The sequence below is a fragment of the Massiliimalia timonensis genome, from assembly GCF_900186585.1.
Classification (GTDB): Bacteria; Bacillota; Clostridia; order Oscillospirales; family Ruminococcaceae; genus Massiliimalia; species Massiliimalia timonensis.
This window is the reverse complement of record NZ_FYDD01000004.1, coordinates 1,018,013-1,037,164: the sequence shown is the minus strand read 5'-3', so window position 1 is coordinate 1,037,164 and position 19,152 is coordinate 1,018,013. Positions and strand designations below refer to the sequence as shown.

Annotated in this window: 15 protein-coding genes; 6 read left to right on the top strand and 9 right to left on the bottom strand. The window is 40.9% G+C overall.

The genetic code is table 11. From position 1 onward, the window contains the following. Nucleotides 1–12 precede the first annotated feature (12 nt). From CIB36_RS12655 to CIB36_RS12640, 5 genes are all read left to right on the top strand, one after another. Nucleotides 13–2,280: an ATP-dependent DNA helicase gene (locus CIB36_RS12655; protein ID WP_407657478.1), complete on the top strand. Its 2,268-nt coding sequence runs from the start codon at nucleotides 13–15 to the stop codon at nucleotides 2,278–2,280. Nucleotides 2,281–2,305: 25 nt separating this feature from the next. Next, nucleotides 2,306–2,467 carry a hypothetical protein gene (locus CIB36_RS13445; protein ID WP_203226452.1) on the top strand — a complete coding sequence of 54 codons (162 nt, stop codon included), beginning with the start codon at nucleotides 2,306–2,308 and terminating at the stop codon, nucleotides 2,465–2,467. An 86-nt stretch (nucleotides 2,468–2,553) separates the two neighbouring features. After that, complete coding sequence (locus tag CIB36_RS12650) at nucleotides 2,554–4,086, top strand: recombinase family protein (RefSeq protein WP_093989881.1); 1,533 nt, start codon at nucleotides 2,554–2,556, stop codon at nucleotides 4,084–4,086. Nucleotides 4,087–4,090: 4 nt separating this feature from the next. Next, a complete protein-coding gene (locus tag CIB36_RS12645) occupies nucleotides 4,091–4,915 on the top strand; it encodes a recombinase family protein (protein WP_093989880.1) in 825 nt (274 codons plus the stop codon). 18 nt (nucleotides 4,916–4,933) lie between these two features. Further along, complete coding sequence (locus CIB36_RS12640) at nucleotides 4,934–6,544, top strand: recombinase family protein (RefSeq protein ID WP_093989879.1); 1,611 nt, start codon at nucleotides 4,934–4,936, stop codon at nucleotides 6,542–6,544. Nucleotides 6,545–6,823: 279 nt separating this feature from the next. On the opposite strand, the gene CIB36_RS12635 is transcribed toward CIB36_RS12640, so the two are convergent. The 5 genes from CIB36_RS12635 to CIB36_RS12615 form a co-directional block, all read right to left on the bottom strand. Continuing rightward, on the bottom strand, nucleotides 6,824–7,651 hold the full coding sequence (locus CIB36_RS12635) for a carbohydrate ABC transporter permease (RefSeq protein ID WP_093989878.1): 828 nt from the start codon (nucleotides 7,649–7,651) through the stop codon (nucleotides 6,824–6,826). A gap of 24 nt (nucleotides 7,652–7,675) precedes the next feature. Next, on the bottom strand, nucleotides 7,676–8,590 hold the full coding sequence (locus tag CIB36_RS12630) for a carbohydrate ABC transporter permease (RefSeq protein ID WP_093989877.1): 915 nt from the start codon (nucleotides 8,588–8,590) through the stop codon (nucleotides 7,676–7,678). A gap of 139 nt (nucleotides 8,591–8,729) precedes the next feature. After that, nucleotides 8,730–9,176 (bottom strand): type 2 periplasmic-binding domain-containing protein, encoded by a 447-nt coding sequence (locus CIB36_RS12625; protein ID WP_158662707.1) that lies wholly within the window; start codon nucleotides 9,174–9,176, stop codon nucleotides 8,730–8,732. Beyond that, nucleotides 9,121–10,005: an extracellular solute-binding protein gene (locus tag CIB36_RS12620; RefSeq protein ID WP_158662706.1), complete on the bottom strand. Its 885-nt coding sequence runs from the start codon at nucleotides 10,003–10,005 to the stop codon at nucleotides 9,121–9,123. The genes CIB36_RS12625 and CIB36_RS12620 overlap by 56 nt, the downstream gene beginning before the upstream one ends. Next, nucleotides 10,002–12,386, bottom strand: coding sequence for a glycoside hydrolase family 38 N-terminal domain-containing protein (locus tag CIB36_RS12615; RefSeq protein ID WP_093989874.1), 2,385 nt, complete (start codon nucleotides 12,384–12,386; stop codon nucleotides 10,002–10,004). The genes CIB36_RS12620 and CIB36_RS12615 overlap by 4 nt, the downstream gene beginning before the upstream one ends. A 235-nt stretch (nucleotides 12,387–12,621) precedes the next feature. Here CIB36_RS12615 and CIB36_RS12610 point away from each other — a divergent pair, with 235 nt between their 5' ends. Continuing rightward, nucleotides 12,622–13,830: an ROK family protein gene (locus tag CIB36_RS12610; protein WP_093989873.1), complete on the top strand. Its 1,209-nt coding sequence runs from the start codon at nucleotides 12,622–12,624 to the stop codon at nucleotides 13,828–13,830. Between the two features lie 1,429 nt (nucleotides 13,831–15,259). Here the strand turns inward: CIB36_RS12610 and CIB36_RS12605 are convergent. From CIB36_RS12605 to CIB36_RS12590, 4 genes are read right to left on the bottom strand one after another with little or no spacing between them, the layout of a single operon-like run. After that, complete coding sequence (locus CIB36_RS12605) at nucleotides 15,260–16,021, bottom strand: carbon-nitrogen hydrolase family protein (RefSeq protein WP_203226451.1); 762 nt, start codon at nucleotides 16,019–16,021, stop codon at nucleotides 15,260–15,262. A 27-nt stretch (nucleotides 16,022–16,048) separates the two neighbouring features. Further along, nucleotides 16,049–16,882 (bottom strand): carbohydrate ABC transporter permease, encoded by an 834-nt coding sequence (locus CIB36_RS12600; RefSeq protein ID WP_229408178.1) that lies wholly within the window; start codon nucleotides 16,880–16,882, stop codon nucleotides 16,049–16,051. Beyond that, nucleotides 16,879–17,763: a carbohydrate ABC transporter permease gene (locus CIB36_RS12595; RefSeq protein WP_093988293.1), complete on the bottom strand. Its 885-nt coding sequence runs from the start codon at nucleotides 17,761–17,763 to the stop codon at nucleotides 16,879–16,881. Before CIB36_RS12595 ends, CIB36_RS12600 begins: the two co-directional genes overlap by 4 nt. A 49-nt stretch (nucleotides 17,764–17,812) precedes the next feature. Next, complete coding sequence (locus CIB36_RS12590) at nucleotides 17,813–19,075, bottom strand: ABC transporter substrate-binding protein (protein WP_093989872.1); 1,263 nt, start codon at nucleotides 19,073–19,075, stop codon at nucleotides 17,813–17,815. Nucleotides 19,076–19,152: the final 77 nt, after the last annotated feature.

The window sequence follows — 19,152 nt, the reverse complement described above, 5'->3', positions numbered from 1 at the left end:
TAGTTTCCCTTTTTGCCAGGACCTCGGGCGGGGGATAATGATACACGGTATCGTCTGCCCACACGTCAGATGGGCCGGCCGACCTTGGGTTGTAATCAGCAAGACCTTTGGAGAGCCGGTGAACGGTTTGGAAACTGCAAGCCTGCCCGTATGGTTCCCAATGTTGCCGGGGGGCGAGCAGCGAATATGGCACAAAACCTATTTATCCATATATTTAAAATTCAGATTGTCATTGACGACAAATCCGTGCGGCGCAGTATCAAACTGCGCCGTATTAGTTTGCCGTTAACGCACAATCAAACGTTATTGAAAGGAGAAAGTGCCGAAATGAATCAAAGTCTGAAAGAGCAGGCACACGATGAAATTGAACGGATCTTCCGGTTACTTCTGCCCCAAAACGGATTGGCAGTACGGGAAGAACAGATTAAACTCTGCCATATCATGCTGGATGCCCTGCTTGAAGATCATATTGCGCTTTGTGACGCAGGCGTCGGGATTGGCAAAACCTATTCCTACCTGACCGCCTGTGTTTTGATGAAAAAGGTTACAGAATATGGATCTGCCGGTTCCCGGCCGGTCGTGATTTCCACCTCAGGCGTTGCTTTGCAGGACGCTATCATCGGGGAATACCTCCCCTTCCTATCCCGGATTTTTCTTGAAAATCATATTATCTCCAAACCCATCCGGGCGGTCATACGAAAAGGAAAGGAACGGTTTGTCTGTGATGTCCGTTTGTCCCAAAGATTGGAAGCAGTCAGGGATAAGAAAAAGAATGAAATCCAGAGAAATGCTTTGTTCTCTCTTCGGAAGCATTATGATCTGGATGATGTGCCTGATCTCAGCGGATTCGACCGGAGGCAGGTGTGCGTGCCAAAGGCTTGCGAAAAGAACTGCCCCAAACGGGATCTCTGCCGGTATCATCAGTATTTAAAAGAAGCCGGAAATGCAGAGATCTTCATTCAAATTTGTAACCACAACTATTTGTTAGCCGACGCCCATCACCGTTTGCAGGAAATACATCCGCTGCTTAGTGATTACCGGGCTTTGGTGATCGATGAAGCTCATAAACTGCCGGAGGCAGCCCGCCAAATGTACGGGCAAACCGTTTCAGACGAGGATTTCACCGAGCTTTGTTCGATGCTGGAAAGGGGAAAATGTATCCTTGCGGCTCAGCAGCTAAAAGAAAAATTTTCACACCTTATGAAAGCGATGCGGAAAGGTGAACTGCTGGAGGAAGCGCAGAAAACCGCCTTTGTATTAACCCCCGACCGGGAAGCGGCGCTTCGGGATTGCCTTTCTCTTCTCAGGCAGCTTCAAAAAAAGCTTGCCTCTTCTCTCCCTCAGTGGATCATTCACCGGCTGGGAAGAACAGAGGAAACGTTAAACCTCTTCTATACCTGCAACAGACGATATATCCTATATATTCAGTATGACCGAACCGGAACCCCAAACCTCTGCGTTGCCAGCCGAGAAATGCCGGAACAGCTTTCCAGCGCGCTGTGGGGGAATAAGGTTCCGGCAATCCTCACTTCCGGTACTCTGATGGCAGGAGATAGCTTTGAAAGAACCAAAAAGCTTATGGGCTTGTTCTCAAATCACAAATCGGTAGATTTCATCGCCCCCTCTCCGTTCGACTACCTGGAAAACTGTCTTCTCTACATTCCCGGTGATCTGCCGAGAACACAGATGGGCAGTGAAACGGAAATCAAGTGTTTGGCAGGACAGATCTGTCAATTAACGGAGGCCTCTTACGGTCACACTCTGGTGTTGTTCACCTCGTATTCGTTAATGAGCTCTGTCTGCCATCAGATTAAAGACAAACTTAGTTTCCCTCTTCTGGAAGTCTGGAGGAATTCACAGGATGTGATCCGTCAGTTTAAACAGCTGCCGAACGCAGTACTGTTCGCGGCGGGTTCCTGTTGGGAGGGAGTAGACTTTCCCGGCGATATGGTGTCGTCGCTTATTATCACCCGACTCCCTTTTCCTGTTCCAGATCCTGTCAGGGAAGCAGAGCGAGAACAGTATCCAACCTTACAGGAATATATCCGGTCGGTGATTATTCCTGATATGCAGGTAAAACTCCGTCAGGGGTTCGGACGGGCGATCCGGACCGAAACCGATACCTGTGCGGTAAGTATTTTAGATTACCGGGCAGCTCCCGGAGAGCGGTATCACCAAGCTGCGCTGGAAGCTCTGCCAAAGCTTCGCATTACTAATAAAATCGAAGATGTAGAGGAGTTTATCCGTACCAAAAAAGGTGCGGATTATTTTTTGCCATAAAACAACCTTAGAGAGGAGAGCTATTATGAATGAACCCGATCAGAAAGTAATCTGCGAAATCGAGTACTATATTTCCTATTCCCTGTTAAAAAGACTAATGGAACAAAAACAACTGACGCAGGAAGAATGCAGGGAAGCCAATGTTGCTATTGCCGAAAGATACGGAGTTTCCACGCTCGATCTTTAGTAGTTCTCGTGATAGCTATCCGGGAAAGCTTATGGTAGTGTTGTGTGTGACGAAAAAGATGTCCGGCAGGAAAGGAGGCGGCAGCAGTGCGGGAAGTGAGAGTGATACAGCCGATCGCGGAACAGGCAAAGAAGCTGCGGGTTGCCGCCTATGCGCGTGTCAGCAGCGATTCCGCCGATCAGTTAAATTCTTTCGCAACGCAGGTACACTATTACACCGACTATATTCAGTCAAAGGAGGAATGGGAATTTGCAGGGATGTACGCAGATGAAGCGGTCACAGGGACCTGCGCGGAAAAACGGGAAGATTTTCAGCGTCTGATCGAAGACTGCCGGGCGGGAAAGATCGACCGGGTGATTGTCAAATCGATCTCACGGTTTGCCAGAAATACCTTAGACTGCATTCAGACGGTGCGGGAGCTGAGTATGCTGGGGGTATCGGTAGAATTTGAAAAAGAACATATCGATACCGGCAAGATGGGAAGCGAAATGATTTTAAGCATTCTAGGCGCAGCCGCTCAGGAAGAATCCCTCTCCATCTCCAAAAATTTAAAGTGGAGTTACCGAAAGCGGATGAAGTCCGGCGACTTTATCACCTGCAGCGCGCCGCTGGGTTATTCCTTAAAGGACAATCAACTTGTTCCTGATCCGCAGGAAGTGCCGATTATCAAATATATTTTTGACAGTTATCTGTCAGGAAACAGTACAAGTGATATAGCAAGATATCTGAATGCTAATGATCAAAGTACCAAAAAAGAATCCAGATGGCATCATAGTATGATCCGATATATTTTAACTAATGAGAAATATATTGGAGATTCTCTGGTTCAAAAGCTATATACGCCGGATGTTCTCCCGCTTGCCAGAAAGAAGAATTCAGGAGAACTGTCTCAATACTATATCAGAAACTCTCATCCTGCGATTATATCCCGTGAAGTGTTTGATACAGTGCAAACATTGCTTGCGCAGAGAAATAGGATTCATGCCCCAAAAGAAAAAATCAAAGAATTTCCTCTTAGTAAAATGATGAGATGCGGTCTTTGCGGGTCAACCTTTCACCGCCATCAAGACAAACACCAAAACCGCTGGATGTGTTATCGGCATAGGAAAAATAAAGAGTTATGTCCAATGAAAGCAATCCGACAGGAAGAAGTATATCAGTTATTTTTAAAAATGTATCATAAGATGACGGAGAATAAGGAGCTGATCTTAAAGACTATGCTGGATCAGCTGCGGGAATTGCAGGACAAATCCCGTTTTTCCAATGCAGAACAAACTGATCTCAACAGACAAATTACAGAACTTGTTAGGCAGAATCATTCACTCGCAAGGTTGCAGACCAAGGGATGTATTGATTCTGCTATTTTTATTGAACGATGTAACCGCAACAACCATGAACTGGAACGTCTGCGGAATGAGCTGAAAAAAATGCGAGAATCAGATACCCTCAGCAATGTGATCTCAAATACAGAGTTATTATTGGATCAATTGAACGGTAGCGAACCAATGATGGAATTTGCAGAAAATATTTTTAAAGGAACTATTCAGAACCTTATCGTATTTCCCGATAAAATAGTTTTCCGGCTTATCAATGGAATAAATCTCGAAGAAAGACGGTGAAAAAATGAAAAAGATTCGCTACTACCCTTTCGGGTATCATATGAAAAATGGAAAGCTGTTTATGATTCCAGAAGAAGCCGCGTTAGTCCGGCAAATATTTAACCGATATTTGTCCGGCGCCTCCCTACTTCAATTAACAGATTTTGCTCAGCGATCCGGATTAAAATTCCGGGAAAACAGCGAACTATGGAACAAAAATATGATTGCCAGAATATTAGACAACAAAAAATATTGGGATTTTACCTACTCCCCTATTATCGAACAAGCCACAGGACAAAAAGTATTAAAAATGAGAAAAGATAAATCAACGCCTAAGTCAGATATATATTTTGTGCAACAGAAACTGGTTTGCACAAATTGCGGTAGTTCTTTATCGCGGTGCAATCGAAATCCAAATAGAAAACAATGGAGTTGCAAGATATGTGAAAAAAAATTTGGTCCTATCGATGATTATGAAATCTTACAATCAATAACGGAGCGATTTTTGAAATTATGTCATAATCCTCAGATCACAAAATCAGATCAAATAACAGGAATCAGTCTATCCATGCAGGCTGTCCGCCTGAGTCATGAAATCGATCAAATGATGGACCGGCGGGAGATAGACAAAGAGAAAGTACTGTCTCTGATTTTAGAGTGCGCGGCGGAAAAATACAAAGCCTGCCACAGTGAAGACGATTATCTGACATTGAAAATCCAGAAACTGCTGGAAGGACATACGGAAGATGAAAAACTCGATCAGGAGCTCTTTTCTAAAGTCGTCGATAAGGTCATCCTGCAACCTGATTGTTCCGTAAAACTGAGGTTGATCAACGGGAAAATACTTTAAAAGAAAGAAGGTTCTACCATGGAAAACAAAGAGATTCTGGAGATCCCCGCAAATCCTATGCTGGGTGATCTAAGGAAGCGGAAAAAGAAGCTGAGAGTAGCGGCCTACTGCCGTGTCAGCACCGAGGAAGAAGAACAGCAAAACAGTTTCGAAGTACAAGTCTCCTATTATACGGAAAAGATCACTCATCACGAAGGGTGGCAATTAGCCGGGATTTTCGCGGATGAAGGAATCTCCGGGGTACGGACCAACAAACGAGAGCAGTTCAAAGAGATGATTGAGCTGTGCAGAAAGAAAAAAATCGACTTGATTTTAACCAAATCCGTATCGAGATTTGCAAGAAACACATTAGACTGTATTCGGCACGTGCGGATGCTCAAAAGCTGGGGGATTCCGGTGATCTTCGAAAAGGAAGGAATTGATACCTCCGATATGAACAGTGAAATGATCCTCACCTGTTTGAGCGCCTTCGCACAGGCTGAAAGCGAATCAATCAGCGGGAATGTATCCAAGGGGATTCGGATGGGATACCGTCAGGGGCGTTTCACCTTCCGCTACAGCAACTGTCTCGGATACCGAAAAGGAGCGGACGGAAATCCTGAGATTGAACCAGAGGAAGCGAAGACGATCCGTATGATTTTTGAAAATTATCTGAATGGTGACAGTGTGGAGGATATCAAGGCTTGTTTAGAGAGAAAAAAGATTCTCTCTCCTTCAGGCAAAGAAGAATGGAGTAAGCAAACCATTGTACGGATTCTGAAAAATGAGAAATACATGGGAGATGTATTACTGCAAAAGACTTATGTATCCAATTTATTTGAGGGGAAACTCAAGAAAAACAACGGAGAGCTGCCGAAGTATTATATACAGAACAATCATCCGGCGATTATCTCAAGAGAAATGTTCCACGAGGTACAGGAGGAAATCGCAAGAAGAAACAGCAAGAAACCGGCTACTCAGAAAAAGACGAAAACAAACCGAGGAAGATTTACCAGTAAATATCCGTTGTCGGAACGGTTAGTATGCGGCAATTGCGGATGTTACTACCGAAGAATTACTTGGAATATTCATGGAAGAAAACAGGTCGTATGGAGATGTATCAACCGGGTGGAATTTGGAACGAGATACTGCAAGGATTCACCCAGCATTCCGGAAGAATCATTACATCAAGCGATACTGGAAGCGGCGAAATCATTGGTGAAGGAAAAACAGAGTGAAATGGCTGATATCTTGCGACATACTCTGGCGAATCTGCATGATGAAACAAATGAAGCCGATCCGATCGTGGTGAAAAACAAACTGGAAGAACTGGAACAGGAATTTGACAGACTTCTGCTTATGGCTGGAACAGAAAACGAGATCATAGACAGGCGGTTAGAGCAGATCAGTAATGAAATCATGAAACTAAAACAAATGGCAAAACAGTCAGATAAATCCGAAAAAAGAAAAGTGACAACTGAAACAAAACACCGGAAGATTATGGATCTGTTTTCCGATCATGACTTGGAGTTAACTGAATATTCGGATGCGTTAGTTTATCGAATCATCGAACGAGTTACCGTTCTATCGAAAGAAAAGATACTAATCAAATTTATCGGGGGATGCGAGGTAACAGAACCTCTTAACTAATATCAGAGATAGAGAAATACAGGCAGCATATGCTGCCTGTATTTCTCTATCTCTGATATTTTTATTGTGAAACTTTATTTTTGTCCAACTAAAAGGTTAGTACAACTAGAAATTATAAATATAGTTTGTACTTCACAGTATTTTTCTTTTTAAGCGCTTTTGATAATCCACTTATATAGGGATATGATGGAAATTCTCACAAAGGTTGTTGTATTTAATAATCAATTTTTACAAAAATATTCTGTTTATTGGACATATGAATTAGATCTAAGTTGAAAATTATCCTTTAATGCCTACCATAGCCATGCCTTCAATCAATTTTCTTTGACCAATCACATAAAAAATTAAAGGAGGAATGACAGAAATCATGACTCCTGCCAGAATAACAGATAAATTTCCGTTTCCCATAAAGCCTTTAAGGATCGTCATTCCTAGAGGCAAGGTCATTTTTTCGTATGTATTGATAAAGATTAACGGTTTGAAAAAGTCATTCCAAACACTGATAAAATGCATGACTCCGATAACGACCAGAGTCGGCATCGACATGGGTAGCATGATCGTCCGAAAAATTCTGAAGTAACCAGCGCCGTCTAAAAAGGCGGCTTCGTCGTAACTTTTTGGGAGGGTCAGCATATACTGGCGCAAAAGGAAAATGCCCAGCGGATAAATCAAGGATGGCAAAATCAGAGAAAATACCGTGTCCATGAGATTTAGGGTTTTAATAACCAAAAATAACGGAACGATTGTCACTTGAGCAGGAATCATCATTCCACTCAAGATCAGAAAGAAGAAGAACTTTTTGCCGCGGAATTCCAAACGGGTAAAAACATATGCCGCCAAAGCGGACAACAAACATTGTCCGACAGTAGAGACGGTTGCTACAAATAAGCTGTTCCACAAAAATTGAAAAAACGGTATAGAGCGGAATACCTCTACATAGTTATCCCAACGAAATTCAGTTGGGAAAAAAGAGGGTGGAAAACTGAATGAATTTGCCGGAGAGCGTAAACTGGTTGCAAATATCCAAAAAAACGGCAGTAAAATGATAATGCATACGACAACTAAAAAGATATGATTCAATAATTTTCCGATAAATAGTTTTTTCATAAAATAATCCTCCTCCCCATATGATCATCGATCGTAATTAACCCATTTGTTAGAAATGTAGAACTGTAAAAGAGTTACCACTAACAAAATAATAAACAGACTGATTGCCAAAGTAGAGGCATACCCCATCTCATAAGCACGAAATGCACGTTCGTAAATATAAAGGCTGATCGTGCGGGATGAATCCCCTGGACCTCCAGAAGTGATCAGATAAGGTTCATCAAACATCTGAATGGAATTGATCACGTTGGTAATGATGACAAAGAAAAGCGTTGGAGTCAAAAGAGGGAGGACGATATGAAAAAATGTCTGTCTGCTGTTTGCGCCGTCTATTGCTGCCGCTTCCCTCAGCGATTCCGGGACACCCTGCAGACCGACAAATAAATATAAAAATGACGAGCCTACAAATTTCCAAAGACTGAAGATGACGATTGCTGCGATGGACCATACCGAAGATGTCAACCACGGGATCTCTATCCCGATTTTACGCAAAAAGTAATTGATTACCCCCATATCAGTGCTATACATAAATGCCCAGGCTATCGCAACAGAAGCGGTCGTAACGATTGTCGGGAAATAGATAATAGTACGACCTACATATTGCATAAATCGATTGGCGCGGTAAACGCTGTATGCTAATATCATTCCCACAATAACGTGCATCGGGATTAAAACTGCGGCAAACTTGAAGGTGTTCCAATACACTGTCGGCAAGACCGGATCTGTCAAAAAACGCTGCAGGTTGTCTAATCCGCTCCATTCGGGAGAATTTGTAATATTATATTTGGTGAGGAACAAAAAAAACAGTAGGATAATTGGTATCCCCACAAATATTAAAAACACGATGAGTGCAGGGGCTAACATAATATAAGCTGCCCGTTCTTCCTTGCGGCGTCTCTTTATTCCATAATTAACACCGCCCTGATACTTTTCTTTCATTCTAACGACCCTTTCTTATATCTCTTCAACTAAAGATCCTGTACATCTATGATCGACTAAACAACAACCTACCGCTTGTTATTTGAATTAAGTAATGTGGAAGTAAGATATTCATTATCCTACTTCCACAACTAAAAAATTATCTGGATAACGCAGCGTTTACTTCTTGATCTGCTGCAGCCAAACCATCGTCTATACCCATTTCATTTGTGAAAATAGCCTTGATGTATTTTTCTACAATCAGTGAAATTTCAGAATATTGAGGCGGTGCTTCGACCGGTTTGGCGTTTTCGGTATCCATGAACAGTTTGTTGTTTTCCGGGATATCGTTTGCCAATACTTCTTCCATGATGGATCGACGGGATGGAATAGCGCTTGCGCCCAATAGTTCGACCTGTGAATAATCACTGGTGTTAAACCATGTTGCAGCTTTGTATGCTTCATCAGGATGCTTGGTGGTCTTGCTTACAACAAATGCTCCTCCTCCGTAAATGGTGACTTGTTTCTGGATTTTCGGTAATTTCTGAATATTATAAGTCTGTAAAGCCGCTATTTTCAAAGGTCTGGACGGACCATCTGCCGGCATAACCCATACCGATCTGATTGTTGGCCATCAATACGAAATAGTCCATCCCGGTTTCCGGTACCGGCGCGACTTCGTACTTATAGATGCAGTCATAAAAGAATTGTACGACTTCTTTTACTTTCGGGTCCAGCAAATTACTTTTGGTCATATCTTCATTCAGTACAGAGGTGTCATTATTGAACAACCAACCGGAGAAAATGAAATAACTGTCCGGGACAACGCACCCATAAATTTTTTGACCGTTTTTCTCCGTGGTCATCGCTTTTGCGTATTCCAGGAACTGATCCTGCGTCCAGTCGGCTTCCGGGAATTCTAACCCGGCTTCTTCCATCAAGGCGGTATTCAGATAAACGATACAGTTGTTCCATTCGTAAGCATAAGCATACTGATGATCATCAACATCATATGCCTGCATCAGGTTCGCATCGATATCATTCAACATTTCCGGATCTTCATTAGCCATATAGTCTTCCAGTGGAAGCGCCAAGCCCATATCAGCGACCATCTGTGCTCCTTCGTTGGTGATTCGCATTAAATCCGGGGCTTTTCCTGACGCTGCCATAGTCTGGATCTTTGTAAAGAAGTCGTTCCAAGCAGATGCTGTGACATAGGTAGGGGTGATTGTTATGCCGAGATCTTCTTTGTCAAATTCTTTGAGAGCATCTTTGAACTCTTCCTCTTGTGAAGCAAAGCTCGGGAAAACACAGGTCAATTCTGTTTTTTCGCCGGACTGCTTGCCTGCAGAGGTGTTTCCGTCTGCGTCGCTGGAACAGCTAACCGCTGTGATACACAGACCCATAGCTAACATCAGGGTTAATAATTTTTTCATCTTTTTTCCTCCTTTGAGTTCCATTTAACTAAAATTGTCTTTATCTCAAACGGTTTGAAATCCAGTTGCACTTTGCCGTTTGAAAGTTCGATTCCCTCTAAGGGGAGTTCCTTTACATCCGAAAGGAAAACTTTGACGGCATTCTGCAATGTGATTTCCGCCGTTACAGATTCGCCTGTGCTTTCATACATCCGTACTGCGCAGAGCTGATCTTCGGCAGGTTTGATGCAAGACAGCACAATATGAGGATTCGAAACTCGCACACCAGCAGACAACGCGTTTTGCCCACCCTTTAATATCTCCAGGGGGGTGTTGAAACGCTGAGCCAATTCCAATACTCCGCTGTTTTTCCAACTGCCCTGGTATGGCAGGATTCGGAATTTGAAATCGTGCTCTCCGTGATCTGAAGAGGTATCATCCGGGACCATGCCGGCATATTCTTTTGTCGGTGCCCGAAGCAGGGTACTCCGCAGCTGTCCGTCCAGGATCTCTACCCCGACCATGCCATTGTTGATCAAAGCAAGTCCGCGGTTTTGCAGTCTGGATTCCATGCATACGAATCGCTGTGCCGGCCATTCTCCTTTGGCGTTGAATCGGGGAAAATAGGCGAAACGCTGTACTACACCGAACGGGATCTCATAATAATTGGCGGTTTCCTGCAGAGTGGAATCCAGTCCCAATCTCAGCCGGTATCCTTCCCCTTTCCAGGTGATGTGAAGGTCAATGTCCAGAAACGGGGAATTTTCTTCTAAAGAAAAGGTCAATTCATAAGAAGCGATTGTGGAAAATTCTCCGGGAAAACTGCCTGTAACAGTTGCTTTCTGTCTTATATGGTTGCTTTGGCTTTTGATCTGATAAGATCCCCAGCCACAGGAGATCTCGTTCCCGTCTGGTTCTTCATATTGAAAATTCCCGTCCTCTTTTTGCAGGACCAACAGATTGTCACATTCACTCAGCAGTTCTGTTTTGTGTTTCAAGTCATACAAAGACTTTATCATGGCGCCGTTACCGAGTTCCAAGCGAATATATTGGTTCTCTAACACGCAGACACCGGAAGTTTCCCTCGAACTGTTGGAGGATGGGACTTCATCCTGCCACAGCAAAGTTTTCGCAGACATCGCGGAGATAGGGACGCTGCAGCAGCAGCTATTTCCATCTGTGAAAAACGGGACCGGTTTTCCGTCAAGGCAGGGAGTTTTGCCGTGCAGGTTTTCCGTGACGGGAACAGTGATCAATTCCGTTCGGTCAAACGGAAGCCCATTCCAAATCGTATATTCCCCATACCGATCGGCTCTGTCTGCAGGCGAAACCAAAAGAGATGTAATCGTCGCCTGTGAATTTGCCATGATCTTGTTGTAAGTCTGTACACAATCCGAATATACATCTGTCTGATGAGAACCGGTCAGGACATCGTGAAACTGTGTGTAAGCCATGTCCCACCAGCACTCTTCCAATTCTTCCTTCTTATCATGAGCGCCGTACAACGCGGACAGCTTTTCAGCCTCCAGCAAAAGGGTTTCGGCTCTTCGGTTCAGCAGTTTCAGCCGGTGTCGCAGCGCAAAGGTACCGGTGAATTCTGGATTCAGATCCGCACTATAAATTTTTTCGGACCGTTGTTCCGAAGACAAGTTTTCAAGAAATTCCGACAGCTTTGTGAATTTGAGGCCGGCTCTATTGGGACGAGACCACTGCTCAAAGATCATTTCAGAAGGACACACTTCGTTTTCCGTGTAAGGCATGACCATCAGCGGAGATGAATCGTTGACCTTGGCCTCCCGAAACAGAGGTGTTAATTGTTCACGATTTTGATAAAACTGAAATGCGATATGATCATTTTTGGATACCGGGGTCTGGACATCTCTTCCGATGACCCATAGCTTGCTACCGTCCAATCCGCTGATCTGGAAATTCGTATCATAATGAGTCCCGCCCAGACGGTTGGCAATCATTATCGGACATCCCGTTTGCACCAGGATCTGCGGGATCTGAGGCGGGAATCCGAAAGTGTCTATCATCATACAGCTGACAGGAGAAACACCCATGTTTTCTTTCAGCCATCGGGTTCCGATCTGAAGATTCCGAACAAAACTTTCGCCGTTGGTCAGATTATTTTCGATCGTCGATGCAAGTCCCGTGGCGAATTCCAATCTGCCCTCCTGCACATATTTTAAAATTGCTGCAAATAGTTTTGGATCTCTTTTTTTCAGTTCACGGTAGTGTATTGCCTGTTCCAGTATATAGTATGTATTCGGGTGATTTTCCAACAGATTGACCAGGCGCAGCAAAAAGGTATCAAGGTGTTCCGCCATTTCCTGCTTTCCTTTTTTCCATGCGACATCAATATGAGTCAACCCGATCACGTGCTTTTTCGGCATACTCATAAATGATATTCTCCTTTCTTAAAATTATTTTACAAAACATATTATTAAAAAGATTTATAATCTGTTTTGTAGTTTAATTATTTTCTGATATAATCATATTATAATTATGTTTTTTATTTTGTCAATACATTTTACAAAATAATTTTATAAAATGTGCAAAAATTATATGTAATTTAAATTGAAAAAATTTTCAAAAAGGGGTATACTGATAATATAAAATTTAGGAGGAGCGATCATGCAAAAACATCACACAGATGTGGTTAAGGAAAACAATACTTTAAATCTTTTAAATACAGTCAAAAGAAATGGTTCGATGACAATAGAAGGCTGCTGCAGTACCCTTCATATCAGCCGTCCAACCGTTTTGCGGATTCTGCAGGAATTAAAGGATAAGCATGTTATCGCTTCATCCGGGGTACTGACAAATACCGGCGGCCGTTCCGCTCAATTATATACATTGGATCCCACATGGCTGTTTTCCATAGGAATCATTGTCCGAAGGAAACACATTACCGTGACCGCAATGTCCCTGAACGGTACCGTCGCTTATTACCATTGTGTACATATGGAAAAAGATTTGGATGCCAACCTATTTATCAAGTACCTATTTAATGAACTGGACTCCGCCGTGAACTTTTTGAAGCAAGGGAACAAAGAAATCGTCGGACTTGCTCTGGGGATGCCGGGTTTTATCGACGGGCCAAATGGGGTTATCGTAAATTTTGAGCAGGTACAGGATTGCAAAAATATAAACATCATACAGATGATCCAAGAACGTTACGGATTTCCGGCTATTCTGAAAAACAACACGGTGCTGCTTACTCAGATACACGCGGAACAATTCTTGACAGAATTCCCCGAGACATTATTTGTGCTGATCGATGATCACAGCATAGGTTCCGCCTTGTATAACAAAGGGATACTGGTTGACGGCAAGCGAGGCGACTGTGCGAATCTGGGGCATGTGTCTTTGGACCGAAACGGAGAAAAATGTTTTTGCGGACTGCGTGGCTGCCTGACCACCACGGCTTCCATCGAGAGTATGCTGCACAAGTATAATCAGCGGTGTTACGGAAAGACGATCGACAGCATCGATGCATTTATCGAACTTTTGAATCACGGGGACCCGGTATGCAGGGAGATCGTTCAACTGGCAGGAGATGATCTGGGGTTTGTTTTGGCAAATACCGCGAAAATGTGTGACATCAAGTTAATCGTATTATTGTTCAACAAGCGTTGGGAATTACCCTTGCTGTATCAGGCAACGATCGACAGCTACAATAAGTATATTTTACCTTCTGTTCGCGGGATCGTGGAATTCCGCCAGGATAGTTTCAGTTCTGAAGAAGCGGCTGTTGGAGCGGCTAATTTTGTGTTTGATGAATATATCTTTAAGTGCAATAAATATTCGTCAGCGCAACTGACAGATATTTATTTGCGGTAAAAATACGATTTTGAACTAAAACCCAATGATAAATTTATAATATGATGTACTGAGCAATTTTTTAGTTTGCAGGAAATACAGAAGGAATTACCGGCATATAACAAGAAGAGATAGCAACATTGTATTGCGTTACGCAAATAGGAAATTGGATAAATAAAAGATCATTGTAGAAAAAAAGGAAGAAATTCTGCTGTTATAAAATGGTTAAAACGAGATTGAATTATGTCACAAACAATTTTGTTTCATTCAAAGATCAATATTCAAGCTGACACTTTGTTGAGAAATGCAATTCTGTATTGGGACAAGGTGTCATAAGTTGCACCCGTGAAAACTATCCGTATTTTTTTCGAAATTATTGCCCTTACAGAAACTAAGGGTATATAAAGCTTTTTACCTCAAAGAGTTATTCTTTTCTAAATTCGCAGAAGATTTTTACGATTCTATTGTAAAAATAATTTCTGTTTACGAACGGTCAAGGACAGGAAGCATCAACAATAAATTCAAAACAGATGAGTAAGGATACACAAAAACAAAATATATACATTCTTTTTGCATGGATTGATTCACTTCAGAAAATTACCATCGCAGCTATTAGATTATTTCACTGATAAAAATTTATAATCGATTACAACACAGATGGCTGGATGGAGATAAACGATAAAATAGCGTAAATATATATGAGATCACTTGCGGAATATCCGATAAAATGTTCCGGCAAGGACATCTTATTGGATACAGATAAGTCTACCATAGCTGGGGAATCTATAGTGTACCTCGCAATCGTGCAAATCTATAAGCACATCGCTGAAAAGTCAACATTGAAAATTGTTTGTCCCATCCCTTTACGGGAGTAGGCTTTGAAGATATTATGAACCCCGGTCGGAATTTGGAACTCAAAAAATGAGATACCCAAATTTCGATCTCTTTTTATGTCATAGATCCAGTATTTAAGTCACTTTTTAGGGTTCTCATTTTTATAAAAATTGGACATCAAAAAGTAAATTCGAAAAATGTAAAAATGAAAAGGCGATCAAATCTGAATCCGCAATTCTCAATTATTTTCTAGGCGTAAGAGTAACAATTCAATCAAACTAGCCCAAAACTACGGTGAGCAATTTGTACACTGTAGTTTTTCTTTTTTACACGAAATGGTAGATCAACGTTATTAAATAATGACACTATAAAGTAAGGATTGACAAAATAGATGTCACTCCATTTTTTCAGTATTCATGTAGGTTTGCACAGCTTTTTGAGATAAATTTTTAAAAAGAATTTACCGTGAATGTTAGGAAATTGAAATGAGACAAAGCAGAGAGAAAGCAGAGCTATAATCTGGTTCTCAGAGTATAGCTCCGCTTTCTCTCTATTTTTATAGAATTGTATTTTAAGAAAACACAAAATACAAGAAATGGGTGTATTACATTACAAATTAACTTTCATATTGGAAAAAATGAATTTCTTCTGCTTCTTCTCCATAACTTAAGGTTAATACTTTTTTACCATTGTCACTTACGGCAATAGAATTCCCTATACAACTCCACCCTCTCCAAGTTCCATCTATTACAGGTCCAACATTACTCACAGATACAATATTTATATTATATTTTTGGGATAGATATGTAAAAGGGTCGATCCATTCTTTGCCATATTCATTATTTAATTTTTCTGGCGGAACAGCCCATGAAGAAGGAGAAAGTATCAAGTTTGCTCCCATTTTTGCCATACTTTCGCCAATCATAATGGAAGACATTAGGTTATCCGCGCAAATATTTATACCAATCTTTCCTAGGGGGGTATGGTAAATTCTAATTCTATCACCAATTTCATACATCTGTTCCACGTTCTGTACTAAATTGATCTTTCGGTATTTTCCTAAAAATTCGCCGGTATTTGAAATAAGAACAGCAGTGTTAAATATTTTTCCGTGTTCTCTTTCAGTAATCCCAGCAACAATATAAATATGGAATTCCTTTGCCATTTCTTGAATAAATTGCACTGTTGTACCGCCCGGAACTGGCTGTGCTAAAACATTTGAAGAAGCGCTCGCCCAACCAAGGTCGCAACATTCTGGAAACAAGGCAATATCGGCATTTTTAGCAAGCTTTAAACTTTGTTTCATGTGTTCTAAGTTCTTTTCCAGAGCGTTAGGAATTACGCGAATTTGCATCATTGCAACTGTATATGTAGACATGAAGTATATCCTCTTTTCTGAAGTGTTTTAAGATTTTACTGCACCATCAGTTAAGCCGCCAATAATGTGTTTTTGTAATAAAGCATAAACGATGATAATAGGCAACATAGATATTAAAAACGATGCAAAAGCTAAATTATAATCAAAGCTATACTGACCTTTAAAATTGTATTGAAATAAAGGAAGTGTCCATTGTTCCGAAGAAGTATTCAGCATGATAAGCGGTAATTGAAAATCATTCCAAATCCATAAAGCATCCATAATCAATAATGTGACCAATATAGGTTTCATCAAGGGGAATACTACAGAGAAAAAAGTCCGGTAAACTGAACAGCCATCAATATGGGCAGCTTCCTCCATTTCCATCGGAATGGATTTTAAATAATTCACACAGAGGAAAACCCCTTGAGCATTTGCTAGGGTGATATACAAAAGAATAATTCCCACCTGATTGGTTAAATTCATGCCGCTCATGAATTTAACCAAAGGAAGCATAATGACTTGAAAAGGCACAAAAATCCCCGCCAAAAGATATATATGCAAAAATCTAAAATAGCGGCTATTTTGGTTGCGTGAAATTGCATACGAGCATAATGAAACAAAGAAAATAATTACGATTAATGAAATGACAGTGATAGCAATCGAGTTTATTAAAAAATAAATAAAATTATCTGAACAAACAACTGTTTTTAAATTTTCTAAATAGAACTGTTTCGGAAAAGAGAAAAAGTTCTCTGCCGATTCGGCAGGAGTTTTAAACGCTACGATTATGGTTAAGTACATCGGAAAAAGGATCAATAATAATCCCAGCACTAAAGAAGTGTAGATCACGATTTTTAAAGATAATTTCGTTTTATTCACTGCTGCCCTACCTCTTTCCTACTTAAAAGTTTCGTTTGGATAACTGATATCATTACAATCACAATAAGTAAAATAATTGATTGAGCTACCCCGTATGAAAACTGATATTGTCGAAAGCCTTGTTGATATATAATATAAGCGATCGATTCTGTTGATCTTCCTGGTCCACCTTCTGTCATCGCAACAATATAATCAAACACTGTCAATCCGGATTTAACCACTAAAACCAGGTTTATGCTTAGCATGGGAATCAAAAACGGAATGGTAATATATTGAAACTTCTGAATCATATTTGCACCATCAATTGTTGCAGCTTCATATAAATCTTTGGGAACACTTTGCAGTCCTGCCAAAAAAATAATTGCAGGCATAGCAACACCCTGCCATATATTTGTAATCAAAATCCCCCAAATTGCCAATTCTGAATTTCCTAATATATTACTTTGCAAACTTTCTATTCCGAGCAGTTCTCCCAACTGAGGTACAACTCGATAAAAAATCTGATTAAATATTAAACCAACAGTAATTAAACTTAGTACGGCAGGGAAAAAATAAATAGATCGAAAGAACCCTTTCCCTTTAATATTCGTATTTAATAAGAGCGCTATTATCAAGGAAATAACAATGACGGAGATTACTAGTACGATTGTGTACTTAAATGTGAACAGAAAAGAATTCCAAAATCTGTCATCTTGGAAACTATGGAGATAGTTTTTAAAACCTATAAAGTTAAACTCCTTAGACATGCCGTCCCAATCAGTTAAACTGTAATAAATCCCGGATATGACAGGTATTCCAAAAAAGAAACTATACATGATCAATGACGGCAAACTCATAATATAAAATGGCATTTTTTTATTAGGGGATTTTGGGGTTCGCATTACGAAATACCTCCTTAAGAATTCAAAAAAGAGCCTCTAAGGGCTCTTTTTATTTTTCCGTATTGGCCCATAAGTCATTCATTGATGTTTTGAATTCATCAATGTCTTGGGATACAATTAACTGCTGGCATACTGCCGGCTCATTTGTAGCAATATCTGTAGTGTGTAATCCCATAAGCTGTGGAAAAGATTTCCCTTCCTCCACATATTTAACAAGAGGTGCGATTGCGGTTAACTCTGCATTCCCTCCTTCTATTGCTGTTGGAACCTGGATTGTTTCAGAATACAACTTGGCTGTTTCAGGTGTCATCATGTACCTTACAAATTCTAAAGCCGCTTCTTTATTTTTGGAATCTTTTGATACATCAAAGGCCAAATCGACGCCGATTTCCACTCTGGTTTCATCAGCAGTGTTTCCAGGCACCGCAAATACATTGAATTCAAATTCAGGGTTTGCTTGTTTAATTGGATCTAACGCCCAGATGCCTTGCATAAACATGCTGCTTTTTCCTGTGGCAAAATTGCTAATTGCATCATCATAACTGGTTCCCAAAGAATCTTTTTGTCCAAAGCGATTGCGTAGATCCAGCATTCTGGAGGCTGTCTGCTGAATTCCATCATCTTCAATCAAAGTGATATATCCCTCTTTGCATCCCCGATAGGTATCCAGAAAATTCTTATCCCAAACGCCAGTATTAAACATGAATTCCTGCTCTACCGTCCAAGAATCTTTATCAGGAAACATAAATGGGGTTTTCCCTGCTGCCTGTAGCTTTTCACATACCAAAATCAATTCATCATAAGTGGTTGGAATTGTAATATTCAGCTCTTCAAAGTCTTCTACAGAATAAAATATTCCATAAGTGTTTAATGCTAATGGCGCAGTATAAATTTTCCCGTCGGGTCTAGTGCTGATTTCCAGTGCAGTTTCGTTGACAGTATCCATATATGGTTCATTTGTCAAATCTTCCAATAAGCCACTATCAACATATTGTCCGTAATTTGCTTGCATTGGCCAATCTGTAAATACTTCTGGCAAATCACCTGAAGCCGCCCGGGAAGAGATGACCGTTGTTGCTTCTGCTGGACTATTTAATTTCACTATCACTTTATCTTGGGACTTATTGTACTGATCTACTATTTTTGTTAATACATCAATACTTTCTCTTTTTTGGTTAAGAAATTCAATAGTAGTTTTGTTGCCAGCATTGACTGATCCGCCATCCTTTGCATCTGAACTACAAGCTGTAGTCATTATAACTGTTGAAGACACAATCAAAACAGATAACAAAATATTAAAGTATCTTTTCATTTTTCTCCTCCAAGTTCTTTCACACTAAATGAATGTTCGATCTTTACAAAGATATCCTTGTTATAGTATTATAATAT

Coding starts and splice junctions, on each gene's coding strand:
- CIB36_RS13445 (WP_203226452.1), top strand. CDS start 2,306: ATGAATGAACCCGATCAGAAAGTAATCTGCGAAATCGAGTACTATATT.
- CIB36_RS12645 (WP_093989880.1), top strand. CDS start 4,091: ATGAAAAAGATTCGCTACTACCCTTTCGGGTATCATATGAAAAATGGA.
- CIB36_RS12640 (WP_093989879.1), top strand. CDS start 4,934: ATGGAAAACAAAGAGATTCTGGAGATCCCCGCAAATCCTATGCTGGGT.
- CIB36_RS12635 (WP_093989878.1), bottom strand. CDS start 7,651: ATGAAAAAACTATTTATCGGAAAATTATTGAATCATATCTTTTTAGTT.
- CIB36_RS12630 (WP_093989877.1), bottom strand. CDS start 8,590: ATGAAAGAAAAGTATCAGGGCGGTGTTAATTATGGAATAAAGAGACGC.
- CIB36_RS12625 (WP_158662707.1), bottom strand. CDS start 9,176: ATGCCGGCAGATGGTCCGTCCAGACCTTTGAAAATAGCGGCTTTACAG.
- CIB36_RS12620 (WP_158662706.1), bottom strand. CDS start 10,005: ATGAAAAAATTATTAACCCTGATGTTAGCTATGGGTCTGTGTATCACA.
- CIB36_RS12615 (WP_093989874.1), bottom strand. CDS start 12,386: ATGAGTATGCCGAAAAAGCACGTGATCGGGTTGACTCATATTGATGTC.
- CIB36_RS12610 (WP_093989873.1), top strand. CDS start 12,622: ATGCAAAAACATCACACAGATGTGGTTAAGGAAAACAATACTTTAAAT.
- CIB36_RS12605 (WP_203226451.1), bottom strand. CDS start 16,021: ATGTCTACATATACAGTTGCAATGATGCAAATTCGCGTAATTCCTAAC.
- CIB36_RS12595 (WP_093988293.1), bottom strand. CDS start 17,763: ATGCGAACCCCAAAATCCCCTAATAAAAAAATGCCATTTTATATTATG.
- CIB36_RS12590 (WP_093989872.1), bottom strand. CDS start 19,075: ATGAAAAGATACTTTAATATTTTGTTATCTGTTTTGATTGTGTCTTCA.